This window comes from Streptomyces sp. NPDC059224 (genome assembly GCF_042754285.1).
Taxonomy (GTDB): Bacteria; Actinomycetota; Actinomycetes; order Streptomycetales; family Streptomycetaceae; genus Streptomyces.
In genome coordinates, this window is record NZ_JBHZAN010000001.1 from 175,111 (window position 1) to 186,859 (window position 11,749).

At 71.3% G+C, this 11,749-nt stretch carries 10 protein-coding genes; 4 read left to right on the forward strand and 6 right to left on the reverse strand.

All coding sequences use genetic code 11. The features are described 5' to 3' along the window. Positions 1–59: 59 nt before the first annotated feature. The gene (locus tag ACFXI4_RS00810; RefSeq protein ID WP_384986927.1) at positions 60–1,925 is read left to right on the forward strand and encodes an MFS transporter; all 1,866 of its coding nucleotides are present in this window, start codon (positions 60–62) and stop codon (positions 1,923–1,925) included. A 1-nt stretch (position 1,926) separates the two neighbouring features. Here the strand turns inward: ACFXI4_RS00810 and ACFXI4_RS00815 are convergent, their stop codons facing one another. Further along, positions 1,927–2,775 (reverse strand): hypothetical protein, encoded by an 849-nt coding sequence (locus ACFXI4_RS00815; RefSeq protein WP_362720380.1) that lies wholly within the window; start codon positions 2,773–2,775, stop codon positions 1,927–1,929. An 80-nt stretch (positions 2,776–2,855) separates the two neighbouring features. Between ACFXI4_RS00815 and ACFXI4_RS00820 the strand changes: the two genes are divergently transcribed. After that, positions 2,856–3,641, forward strand: coding sequence for an SDR family oxidoreductase (locus ACFXI4_RS00820; RefSeq protein WP_384986929.1), 786 nt, complete (start codon positions 2,856–2,858; stop codon positions 3,639–3,641). 230 nt (positions 3,642–3,871) lie between these two features. Next, positions 3,872–5,446, forward strand: a complete 1,575-nt coding sequence (locus tag ACFXI4_RS00825) for a sodium:solute symporter family protein (RefSeq protein ID WP_384986931.1) — start codon at positions 3,872–3,874, stop codon at positions 5,444–5,446. Between the two features lie 440 nt (positions 5,447–5,886). Here ACFXI4_RS00825 and ACFXI4_RS00830 read toward each other — a convergent pair whose 3' ends face one another. The 4 genes from ACFXI4_RS00830 to ACFXI4_RS00845 form a co-directional block, all read right to left on the reverse strand. Next, the gene (locus ACFXI4_RS00830) at positions 5,887–6,999 is read right to left on the reverse strand and encodes an ADP-ribosylglycohydrolase family protein (RefSeq protein ID WP_384986933.1); all 1,113 of its coding nucleotides are present in this window, start codon (positions 6,997–6,999) and stop codon (positions 5,887–5,889) included. Positions 7,000–7,132: 133 nt separating this feature from the next. After that, positions 7,133–9,529, reverse strand: a complete 2,397-nt coding sequence (locus ACFXI4_RS00835; RefSeq protein ID WP_384986935.1) for a tetratricopeptide repeat protein — start codon at positions 9,527–9,529, stop codon at positions 7,133–7,135. A gap of 114 nt (positions 9,530–9,643) precedes the next feature. Next, complete coding sequence (locus tag ACFXI4_RS00840; protein WP_384986937.1) at positions 9,644–10,087, reverse strand: hypothetical protein; 444 nt, start codon at positions 10,085–10,087, stop codon at positions 9,644–9,646. 7 nt (positions 10,088–10,094) lie between these two features. Next, positions 10,095–10,550, reverse strand: coding sequence for a hypothetical protein (locus tag ACFXI4_RS00845; RefSeq protein WP_384986939.1), 456 nt, complete (start codon positions 10,548–10,550; stop codon positions 10,095–10,097). Positions 10,551–10,668: 118 nt separating this feature from the next. On the opposite strand from ACFXI4_RS00845, the gene ACFXI4_RS00850 reads away from it, so the two are divergent. After that, positions 10,669–11,169: a DUF2165 domain-containing protein gene (locus ACFXI4_RS00850; protein ID WP_384986941.1), complete on the forward strand. Its 501-nt coding sequence runs from the start codon at positions 10,669–10,671 to the stop codon at positions 11,167–11,169. Here ACFXI4_RS00850 and ACFXI4_RS00855 read toward each other — a convergent pair. Then, on the reverse strand, positions 11,162–11,731 hold the full coding sequence (locus tag ACFXI4_RS00855) for a hypothetical protein (RefSeq protein ID WP_384986943.1): 570 nt from the start codon (positions 11,729–11,731) through the stop codon (positions 11,162–11,164). The genes ACFXI4_RS00850 and ACFXI4_RS00855 overlap by 8 nt on opposite strands. Between the last annotated feature and the right edge of the window lie 18 nt (positions 11,732–11,749).

Consider the following 11,749-nt stretch of genomic DNA (forward strand, 5'->3'; position numbering starts at 1 on the left):
CCGGTAACACTGTGGGACGCGGCCGAGAACAGAAGACGGGACACGGGGAGTGCCTTCAGGTGGCCACAGCGGAGCCGACACGTGCCGACGACGCCGATCCGGGCCCGGTAGCCGGCCCGCGAATAGCCCTGCCCAAGACGGGGCCGCACGGCACGCACGACAGACCCGGCACACAGCGTAACGGCGGGCTCCGTCGCCTTCTGGATCTGGACGAACCGCTGCGCGAGTGGCCGTCGCGGCACCCGGTGCTGGCGGTCACGGCCCTCGCCGGCGTGCTGCACATCATCTGGCTGTTCACGTTCGCGAACAGTGGTGGCGATCTCGCGGCGCAGGACGCCTGGGCCGAGTTCGTCGGGCGGCACCCGGACTCGGCGTACAACCTCGCCTGGTACGGCGGTATGCACCCGGTGTCGTACAGCGTGGTCTCGCCGTACCTGATGTCGGTGCTCGGGGTCCGTACCACGATGATGATCGCCGGCACGGTCTCGGCCGGACTGCTGACCCTGCTCCTCATCCGCAGCCGCGCGGTGAAGAACCCCCTGTGGGCCTCGCTCGCCGGAGTGCTGGCGCTGATCTGCAACGCGGTCTCCGGGCGGGTCACCTTCGGCCTCGGCACGGTGTTCGCGCTGGCCTCGGTGGGGGCGGTGTTCTGCTGGCCGCACCGCTGGCGCCACAAGAGGTGGGCGAAGGCGCTGGTCGCCGCCCCGTTCGCCGCCCTGGCCACGATGTCGTCGCCGGTGGCCGGGCTCTTCGTCGGCCTGGTCGCGGTCGCGCTGTTCCTGCAGAAGCGGCGGCCGGGCGCCTGGGCGCTCGGCCTCGCCCCCGCGGTCGTGGTCGCCGTCTCCGCCTTGCTGTTCCCGTTCTCCGGCACCCAGCCGATGGGTTTCGGCTCGGTGATCATGCCCTTGCTGTACGGCCTGCTCTGCCTCTTCCTCGTCCCCGAGGAGTGGAAGACGGTCCGGCTGACGGCGGCCGTGTACAGCCTCGGGGTCGTGCTGGTGTGGCTGGTCAGTTCGCAGATCGGGTCGAACATCTCGCGGCTGCCGATGCTGTTCGCGGGTGCGGCCCTGATCGCGGCCCTTCCGTACACCGTGCCGCGCTCGCGCAAGTACTACGTCACCGTGCTCGCCTTCCTCGGCTTCGTCGGCTGGATCGGCTTCAAGGCGGTCGACGACATCGTCCATACGACGCCGGCCGCGTCCTGGGCCCGCGAGCTGGCTCCGCTCGTCCACCAGCTCCAGCAGGTCGGCGCCGAGAAGGGCCGTGTCGAGGTGGTCCCGGCCCGCTCGCACCGGGAGGCGTCCGCGCTCGCACCGTACGTCAACCTGGCCCGCGGCTGGAACCGTCAGGCCGACATGGAGCGCAACCCGCTCTTCTACGACGACACCCTCAACTCCGCCAACTACCACGAGTGGCTGCAGCGCTGGGCCGTGCACTTCGTGGTGCTGCCGAAGGGCGACCCCGACGGGGACGGCGGCGAACGCGAGCGGGCGCTGGTGCGGCGCGGGATGCCGTATCTGAAGCAGGTCTGGGGCGACGCCAACTGGCAGCTGTTCCGGGTGACCGATCCGACGCCGCTCGCCGAGCCCGACGCGGTGGTCGACAGCGCGGAGCAGGGCGAGCTGACCATCGAGGTGCGCACGGCCGGGCGGATCCTGATCCGGATCCCGTACTCGCCGTGGCTGAGCATCGTCGACGCGGACGGCAAGAGCCTGAAGCCGCCGCAGGAGACCCCGGCGTCCAAGCACCGCGCCGAGGGCACGCCGAAGACGTACGTCAACGTCAGCGGCTGCCTGCTGGAGACGCCGGAGGACGCCAAGGGCGACCGGTGGACGATGCTGCTGGCACCGAAGGCGGGGACCTACCGGCTGGCGGCCCCCTACCAGCTGCCCCGGGGCACGCCGTGTCCCGACGAACTGAAGTGAGCTACCTGGTCTCCCGCAGCTCCGCCACGTAACGGTCCGTGCCCGGCACGGTCGGTACGAACGGTGCCACCAGTTCCACCCTGCCCAGACCGGATCCGGCGACGTCCTCGTCCAGGCCGGTGAAGCGGGCGTCCCAGCACTGCCTCGGGTCCGTCTCCAGGAACCACAGCAGGGTCAGCCGGGTGTCGACGCCCTCCACCTGCTTCACGTAGGTCATCCGGTCGCCGGGCAGGGGCGTGGGACGGAAGACCGTGACCATGGCCGCCGGGGAGCCGGCGAGCCGCCTGGGCAGGTGGCGGCCGCGCAGCCACTCCAGCAGTTCCGTCCGCTGCTCGGGCGACTCGCTGTCGACGACCTCCATCACGAGCCCGGCGTACGGGTGGTCCAGGGCGTGGAAGTCGCGGGGTCCGGCGGCCCCGTCCCGGTACACCGTGGTCTCGTGGTCCTGGAACGACGTGAAGACGTGGGTGCGGTCCTGGTAGACGCGCGCGTCCCGGTTCAGCCGCCGGTTGACGGCGACGGTCCACTTCATGTGGTCGGCGTAGCGGCCGTCGGTGATCCAGTAGACGGAGAGGTAGCAGCCGGCGGTGACGGGCTGGGCGATCGCCGACTTCTCGGGGTAGCGCAGGAGTTGCAGGTCGCGGGTGGCGACCCAGCGGCGGCCCGCGTACATCCAGGGCATGGCCATGGCGCCGGCGTAGTAGTGGTCGTCCTCGTACCAGCGGTTGTACGCGTACTCGTGGCCGGGATGCGGTTCGACCATGGTGATGAGGGCGTGACCGGGGCGGACGCCGTAGGGGCCGACCGCTGCCAGTTCCGCGTACACCTCGCTGTGCGTGTCCTCGCTCATGCGCCTTCCCTTCCTTCCGCCTGCGCTCGCCCATACTCTGACGCTCCGTCAGATAAAGCGCCAGAGCCCGGAGGTCATCGATGTCACTGCTCGCAGGCAAGACGGTCGTCGTCTCGGGGGTCGGCGCCGGGCTGGGGCATCAGGTCGCGGCGGCCGTCGTACGGGACGGCGGGAACGCCGTGCTCGGTGCGCGGACCGGGGCGAACCTCGCCAAGAGCGCGGCCGGGATCGATCCCGAGGGCGGCCGGACCGCGTACCGCCCCACCGACATCACCGACGAGGGCCAGTGCGAGGCGCTGGCGGCGCTGGCCCGGGAGCGGTTCGGGGGCATCGACGCGGTGGTGCACGTGGCCGCGTGGGACTCCTACTTCGGCGGGGTCGAGGACGCGGACTTCGCGACCTGGGCGTCGGTCGTCGACGTCAACCTGCTGGGGACGCTGCGGATGACCCGGGCGTGCCTGCCGGCGATGAAGGAGAGGGGCGGCTCGGTGGTCTTCGTCGGGACGCAGTCGGCGGTGGCCGCGCCCTCGCAGGTGCGGCAGGCCGCGTACGCCGCCTCGAAGGGGGCGCTGACCAGCGCGATGTACTCGCTGGCGCGGGAGCTGGGGCCGTACCGGATCCGGGTCAACACGGTACTGCCCGGCTGGATGTGGGGGCCGCCGGTGCAGGCCTACGTGCAGTTCACGGCGCACACCGAGGGGGTGCCGGAGGAGGAGGTGCTGGGACGGCTGACGGAGCGGATGGCGCTGCCGGAGCTGGCGACGGACGGGGACGTGGCGGACGCGGCGGTGTTCCTGGCGTCGGACCGGGCGCGGGCCATCACGGGCCAGTCGCTGCTGGTCAACGCGGGGGAGCTGATGCGCTGAGGCACCGGTTCCGGCGTATCCGGGACCACTCTCGGGCGTTCATGGACGTGAATCAAGGTCAGCAAGGCGAACGATTTTACTTTCCCTTGACCTTACGCCCGCTTGTCGCGCCCTCGCGACCGAACCCACGATGAGCGGGCACTTCGCGGCCTTCCCCGTCCCCACTCCGCTTATGCGAAGTGCCAGCCAGCTGAGCGGAGTTCAGAAGGCGGACCCTGGAAGGGGGGCACATGAACGGGCTCGACTGGGCCGTGCTCATCGGCTACTTCGGCGTGATGGTCGCGATCGGCATCTGGTCGCACAAGCGCGTGGACAACGTGAGCGACTTCTTCACGGCCGGCGGAAAGATGCCCTGGTGGCTCTCCGGCATCTCGCACCACATGTCCGGCTACAGCGCGGTGATGTTCACCGGGTACGCGGGCATCGCCTACACCTACGGCGTGACGTCGTTCGTCACCTGGTCCTTCCCGATCGCGCTCGGCATCGCGATCGGTTCGAAACTCTTCGCCCCGCGCATCAACCGGCTCCGGTCCCGCCTCCACGTGGCCTCCCCGCTGGAGTACCTGAAGAACCGGTACAACCTGACCACGCAGCAGGCGCTGGCCTGGTCCGGCATGCTGCTGAAGATCGTCGACGTGGCCGCCAAGTGGGCGGCGATCGCCACCCTGTTGTCGGTGTTCACGGGTGTCTCGCTCAACCAGGGCATCCTCATCACCGGCGCGATCACCGCGATCTACTGCACGATCGGCGGCCTGTGGGCGGACGCGCTGACCGAACTGGGCCAGTTCGTCATCCAGTTGCTGGCCGGCGTCTCGATGTTCGTCGCCGTCGTGCTGAAGCTGAACGACAAGGGCATCGGCATCTTCGACGCCTTCGACCAGCCGGCCCTGCACGGTCACGGCAAGCCGCTGGTCGGCCCCTACGGCACGGTCTTCCTGCTCGCCTTCCTCTTCATCAAGCTCTTCGAGTACAACGGCGGCATGCTCAACCAGGCCCAGCGCTACATGGCGACGGCCGGCCCCAAGGAGGCCGAGCGCAGCGCCCGCCTCTCCGCGGCGCTCTGGCTGATCTGGCCGGTGGTCCTGTTCTTCCCCATGTGGATGTCGCCCCTGCTCGTCCACGCGCAGAAGCCGGACGGTTCCGACTCCTACGGCCTGATGACCGAACAGCTCCTCCCCCACGGCCTGCTGGGCCTGGTCGTCGTCGGCTTCTTCTCCCACACGATGGCGATGTGCTCCTCCGACGCCAACGCGATCGCCGCCGTCTTCACCCGTGACGTGGCGCCGGTGCTGTCGTCGCGGGCCCGGACCTGGGGCGAGCGTTCCGGGCTGATCGCGGCCCGGGTGACGACGGTGGTCTTCCTCGGTCTGTCCATGGCGGTGGCCACCCAGGTCAACTCGCCCACGTTCAAGGACATCATCACGGTGGTCATCAAGTGGGTGGCCGGTCTGATGGGCCCGATCGCGATCCCGATGATGCTGGGTCTGCTGCGCCCGTTCCGCCGCTCCGGCCCGACGGCCGCGCTCACCAGCTGGGCGGCGGGCCTGCTGGCCTTCTGGCTGGTCAACTACCCGATCAACTGGAACGTCGACGGCGGCGTACCGCTCCAGTACCAGGTGTCGGTCCCGCTGGCCGTCTCCCTGGTCCTCTACATCCTCATCGGCTACCTGAAGCCGGAGGACACCCCGGATCGTCTGGCGATCATCGAGACGGTGAACACGGACGGGGACAGCGCGGCCGCGAGGGTCCCGGCACAGGCACAGCCGCAGGCGCAGGCGCAGGCGGGAAGGCCGGTCCAGGACTGACGGGCGCCGGCCGACCGTACGCGACGGGGGCGCGATGACACCGCGCCCCCGTCGCGTGCGCGAAGAGACCGGTGGGGCCCGAACCCCCGACGGGCGCGAACACCGGACCGTGGCGTGCGCTGGGCAGGGCCGGCTCCCGTGCCCGCCCCTGCTCGGTACCCGGCCTCGGGCAGGTCGGTTTCCGGGAGTTCCGGACCGGCGAGAAGGTCTCCCACGGCGGCCCCGGGAACCTGCCGGACATCAAGTTCGAGATCAACCCGAGGCTCGCCTCGGACCCCGGCATCATCCACACCTCGACGGGGTGGCTCCCGCCCAGTGTCCCGGTGGTGGACCAGTGGATTCCTGCCTGGACGCGACCACGGACCGTCGGTGGCTTCGAGCCGACGGGGTCAGGCCGCTCCGCGTCGGCAGCACGTCACTCCGCCTCCGCCCACGGACACCTAACGCGGGTAGCGGGCCAGCCAGCCGGGGGCCGCGCCCGCCGGACCGTGCAGGGCCGGGCCCTGGGTCATCTCCATCGCGAAGTCGTCGGCGAGTTCGAGGATCGTGGGACGGCCCTCCAGTTCGGCCAGCCAGGCCGGTGGGAGGGCCGTCTCGCCGTGCAGGGCGCCCAGCAGGCCGCCGGTGAGGGCCCCGGCGACGGCGGAGGGTCCGGCCTGGTTGACGGCGAGGCACAGTCCGTGCCGTACGTCCTCACCCACGAGCGCGCAGTACACGGCGGCCGCGAGCGTCCCGTCCGCCGCCCCGTCGCCGGTCAGTTCCTCGACCCGCGCCGGGGAGGGCATCCCCTGCCGTACGGCGCCGAGCGCGTGCTGCAACGCGTCCGAGACGGGCTGGTGCCCCGGCCGGGCGGCGAGCAGGGCCAGCGCCCGCTGGACGGCCCCGTCCAGCGAGTCCCCCCGGGCCAGCGCGTGCACGATCACCGCGTACCCGCCCGCCGAGAGACAGGCGGTCGGGTGCCCGTGGGTCTGCGCCGCGCACTCCACGGCCAGCTGGACGACCAGCTGCGGCTCCCAGCCGACCAGCAGCCCGAACGGCGCGGACCGGGCGACTGCCTCCGGCCCCATGTCGTCGGGGTTCTTCGGCGACTCCAGGGTCCCCATGGTCTCGTCCCCGAGCCCCATCAGCAGCGAGCGCGTCGGGTCCCGCCGGGCGTACAGCCACTCCTCCCTGGCCAGCCACCCGTCCTCCTTGCGCCGCTCGTCCGGCCCCCAGTCCCGCTGGGTGGCCGCCCACCGCAGATACGCCCGGTGCAGGTCGGTCGGCGGGTGCCAGGCTCCGGTGTCCCGCCTCACCTGGGCTCTTATCAGGCCGTCCACGGTGAAGAGGGTCAGCTGGGTGTGATGGGTCACCGTCCCGCGCCGCCCGGACCCGAACCCGAGATCCACCAGCCCCTCGGGCCCGTAGGCCGCCCTGATCTCCTCCAGCGTCAGCCCGTCCACGGGGCCGCCGAGCGCGTCCCCGAGGGCGGACCCGAGCAACGCGCCCCGCACCCGGCTCCGGAAGTCCTGCTGCTCGGCACGGCCCCAGACGGCACCCGGCGTCGCACTCACCACCATGACCTCCTCACGGGCACCGTCCGTACATACGAGCGCACAGCACTGTAATCGACCGGGAACGGTCCGTTCAGGGGGCAGCCAGGTGTGCGAAGTGTGGGTCATGTGATCCCGCGTGGCCGGATTTCGGTCAGGTCGGGCGGGTGGGGAGGCACCGGCGCAGGACAGCGGCCCGTTGTTCCAGGGCCCAGGGATACTCCGGATTCAGCGCGAGGGCGCGGTCCAGGTCGGTGAGGGCTTCCCCGTGGCGGTTCAGGTTGGCCAGACAGACGCCCCGGCTCGCGTACGCGGACGCGTAGCCGGGGTCGAGTTCGAGGGCACGGTCGTAGTCGGCCAGCGCCTCCTCGTCACGGCCGTTGACGCGCAGCGCGTCGCCGCGTTCGCAGCGGCCCCAGGCCCAGTCCGGTTGCAGGGCGAGAGCACGGTCCAGGTCCGCGAGGCGGCGGCTCTGGTCGCCGAGACCGCGCCAGACACGGGCGCGGCGGGCGAGGGCCCACGCGTAGTCGGGCTTGAGCCGCAGCGCCTGGTCGAGGTCGGCCAGGGCCGCGTCGAGGTCGCCCCGGCGCTCGTGGGCGGCCCCGCGCGAGGCCCAGGCGAACTCGCTGGTGGGGTCGCGCCCGATCCCCTCGCTCAGGTCGGCGACCGCTTCGTCGTGGTGCCGGGCCAGCCGGTGGTGCTCGCCGCGCAGGATGACGTTCCACGGGTTGTCCGGCTCCAGTTCGAGCACCCGGTCCAGGCCCGCGAGCGCGCCTTCGTAGTCGCCCGTCCCGCCGCGGGTCACGGCCCGCCCGCGGTGGGCCCGGACCAGAGCCGGATCCAGGGCGAGGGCGTGGTCGTACTCCGCCAGGGCCCGCTCGGGCGCGCCGTCCCGGGCGAGCGCGTCGGCGCGCAGTGCCCAGGCCGCCGCCCGCCACGGCTCGTCGCCCCGGGCGCGGCCGAGCAGCAGCCGGAGCACCTCGGCGAGCCCGGCACCGGCGAGCGCCTCGGAGAGGTCGCCGCCCCAGGTCCGTACGGCCTCGGCGTCGGCGGCCTCGCCCGCCTCGGCCAGCAGCCGCACCCAGGGCCGTACGACGTCGTCGCCGTGGGCGCAGGCGGTGACGACGTCGGCGAGGGCGGCCGGGAGCGCGGCGCGGGGTCTCGCGCACAGCAGGTGGTACGACTCGCCGAGCCGCAGTTCCCGCCATCCCTCGTCCGCCCACAACTCGTCCGGTTCCAGGTCGGCTTCGGCCTCCGTGCGCCGCCTGCCGTACGTCTCGGCGAGCCGGGCGTGCCGCTCCGCCCAGCCCTGGGGTGAGCGCAGCCGCTGGAGGCGGAGCATGGGCGCCCGTACGACGTCGTGGTACTGCAACCGCCCCCCGCGCTCGCTGACGAACGGCATGCCCCGCAGCCACGCGAAGAGCGCGTCCGCCCGGTCCTCGGGGCCGTCCACGGCGGACCGGAACACGTCCACGTCCAGCCGTCTGGGCAGCGCGCCCGCCAGCGCGGCCGCTCTGCGCACCGGGTCCCTTTCCCATTTCAGGAACCGGTCGACCGCCGTGGCGCTCGGATCCCCGACCTCCCCGGGGCCGACGGGCCCGGACTCGGCCAGCGTGGAGACGAGTACCGGAAGCCCGCCCGTCAGGCGCAGCACCTCGGCGACCACGGGCTCGTCCCGCACTCCCTTGTCCGCGAGCAGTCCTCTGGCCTCCGCCTCCGTGAACGGGCCGAGCGGCAGGTCCGTCCTGAAGTCGGCGAAGCTGCCCCAGCGGGCCGTGTCGAACGGGTGCTGGCCGGAGGTGACCACGACGACGTTGGCGGGGAGGGCGCCGTAGCGGTCGGTGGTCATCACGTCGTGCAGCCAGGGGTCGAGGAACGGGCCGGTGCGCTCGTAGGTGTCGAGGAGGAGGACGATCCAGGGGGCGTTGCCGGCCGCGCCGGCCAGCTCGCTCAGCAGCACCGGGGTCAGCACCCGCTCCGGGGACAGCACCAGTTGGGCGTCCTCCTGGCTGCGGAAGCGGGCCCGGAGCCGGTCGGCGCCCTGCGCGAGGCGGTCCGTGTCGAGGGCGCCGGCGAAGGCGCCGGCCACCGGGACCATCCCCAGCCCCGCCTGAGCCGCCCGCGCCACCGCCAGGCTCCCCGCCGACGGCCCCTCCCGGTCCTGCGGTCCGCCCATCGCCAGGGCGGCCTCCGCCTCGTGCCGCCGCTCCCGGTGCACGGCCAGCAGCCGCTCCAGATCCCTGAACCGCGCACCCTGGGACGCGAGCTGATGGCACATCACCGCCATGGCCTCGGGCACGCCGGCCACGCTCTCGTCGACGTACACGGTCAACGCCCCGGCCTCCCGGGCGATCTGCTCCAGCTCCCGCACCAGCCGGGTCTTCCCGACACCCGCGTCGCCGTGCACGTGGAACAGGAACCGGTGGCGCTCGTCCTCCGGCGGCAGGTCGAGGTTGTGCCGGAACGCGGCCCGCTCCTCGGCCCGTCCGACGAACCCGGCCCTCCGGCGCCGCCCGATCAGCTCCTGCATCGACGGCCGTGTCGACCCCATCCGCACCACCCCCGCAGCCGGTCCGCACCAAGTCTGGCAGAGGGCCCGGCATCCGGGGGCGGCCACCATGCCGCTCGACGTCGGGCCGGTCGCGCGGCCGCAAGCCGGACCGGGTCAGCGCGGGCGGCCGAGCTGTTCCACCAGACCCCGGACGGCGATCCGCATCTGCTCTTGCGGAGAGTCGCTCTCCCGCGCGGCGCGCGCCAGGAAGCCTCTGGCCATCTCGTTGGCTTCAGGTCCCGCCACCTGGACGTTCTTGAGGATGGAGGCGATCAGCTTGACCCTCTCGCTTCCGGTGAACTGAAGGATCCGCCGGGAGTAACCCTCCTGCCATTCGGGGGAGGATTCACGGCCCGCCCTGCGCATGCGGAGAAACTCGAGCACGTAGTGGTGCCTCACCAGAGCCACGTACGCGACGGAGCAGACCACAGCCAGACCAGCCGTGGCGCCGATCAGCATGACGGCCTGCACCGCACCCGCATAGATGGATATGGCATAAACACAGACCGCGACGTAGGAAACACAGAGGAAAAGAGGTGCGAGAGCCGGTGTTCGCATCTATGCCTCACTGGGCGAAATTAACGCCGAACACAATGGCCACCACAATGCTGACCGCGCTGAGCACGTTCGGGATCACGATCCCTCGCCACCTGTGCGGCACTGGCGGACTGGTCGTGGAATCGTAGCCGTACCAGCGAACATAAGTGGGGACTATCGCGCAGGAAAGGACGATGACGCCGACGAGCGCCATCAACTGGTACTGATTGAACTGCGCCTCCTGGACGCGAGTGGCGGCGTATACCGAAAAGGAAACGACTGCCGATATCGTCAGGTCTTTCCAGAGGACGGCATCCTCCTTGTTGATCGGCGACGTGCCCGCACTGTCGGACGAGGAGATCTTCAGGAGAAGTTGAAGGCCTATGGAAATCAGAATCACCACGAAGGAGAGAGTCAAGCGGCCCATGAAGCTGGGCTGTGCCACTTTCCCGACGGCACATATGAGCCGGCCGTCCTCGGTCATACTCCACCTCCGCCTGGCGCAACGGTCACCTTGATATGCCCAGCACTCGCTCACGGCACTCCTGCGTCCGGTTCGGGACGCGGGGGTGTGAACGGCGGAGAGCGGGAAGGACGGTGACATGTCCACCTCCCGTGCGCCTCGTGCGCTCTCCCTCGCCGCCGCCCTGCTCACCGGCACGGTCGCGCTCTACATCACCCTCGTCGCCTTCGGGAACATCACCGATTTCGGCACCAACCAGGCTTTCGTCCAGCACGTGTTGGCCATGGACACGACGTTCAAGGACGACGACCTGATGTGGCGGGCCGTCACCGGCAGAGGGCTGCAGAACACCGCCTATGTCGCCATCATCGTGTGGGAGACCGTCGCCGCGCTCGTGCTCGTCGCCGGGACCGCGCTGTGGTTTTGGCGGGACGACGACCGTGCGCGCCGTCTGTCCACCTACGGCCTGCTGATGCTGGTCCTGCTCTTCGGGGCCGGGTTCATCGGGATCGGCGGGGAGTGGTTCTCGATGTGGCAGTCCAAGACCTGGAACGGGCTGGACGCGGCGACCCGGGTGCTGGTGCTCACCGGGATCGCCCTCGTCGTCGTACGGCTGCCGGAGCGGTCGCCGGCTACTTGACCACCGTGACCTTGGTGTCCGGTTCCGTGCCGAACGTCCACAGGGCCGCGCCGTCCGCCTTGTGCATACGGATGCCGCTGGTCTGCTTGCCGGCGGCGGGCGGCGGCGACGAGCCGTCGACCGCGTTGGAGAAGGCGATCGACAGCCCGGACTTCGAGGCGAAGTAGAGGATGTGCTCGATCTGGACGCCGTCCGAGCCGGTCGTGCCGGACAGGGTCTTGGAGATCGTGTAGGTGCCGGGGTCGGGGGTCACCGTCCCCGGCCACACCGTGAAGGTACGGGTCGCCTTGTCGCTCGCGTCGACCGTCCACACCCGCTTGGCGCCGAGCGAGTAGACGATCCGGCGGCCCGTGCCGGAGGCCGCCGGCACCTCGGGGGCCTTCGTGGGCTTCGGGGACACGGAGGGGTGGGCGCGCGCCGACGCGCTCGCCGACGGGCGGACCGCCGCGGCCGTCGGATGCGGCCCCTTGTCGGCCTGCAGGGCGAGGAAGACGACGGCCACCGTCGCCCCGGCCGTCAGACCGGTGACCCAGACCCAGGAGGGCAGCAGTCGGGCAGCCACGGGTACGCATCTCCTCCG

Coding starts and splice junctions, on each gene's coding strand:
- ACFXI4_RS00850 (WP_384986941.1), top strand. CDS start 10,669: ATGTCCACCTCCCGTGCGCCTCGTGCGCTCTCCCTCGCCGCCGCCCTG.
- ACFXI4_RS00820 (WP_384986929.1), top strand. CDS start 2,856: ATGTCACTGCTCGCAGGCAAGACGGTCGTCGTCTCGGGGGTCGGCGCC.
- ACFXI4_RS00845 (WP_384986939.1), bottom strand. CDS start 10,550: ATGACCGAGGACGGCCGGCTCATATGTGCCGTCGGGAAAGTGGCACAG.
- ACFXI4_RS00835 (WP_384986935.1), bottom strand. CDS start 9,529: ATGGGGTCGACACGGCCGTCGATGCAGGAGCTGATCGGGCGGCGCCGG.
- ACFXI4_RS00825 (WP_384986931.1), top strand. CDS start 3,872: ATGAACGGGCTCGACTGGGCCGTGCTCATCGGCTACTTCGGCGTGATG.
- ACFXI4_RS00815 (WP_362720380.1), bottom strand. CDS start 2,775: ATGAGCGAGGACACGCACAGCGAGGTGTACGCGGAACTGGCAGCGGTC.
- ACFXI4_RS00840 (WP_384986937.1), bottom strand. CDS start 10,087: ATGCGAACACCGGCTCTCGCACCTCTTTTCCTCTGTGTTTCCTACGTC.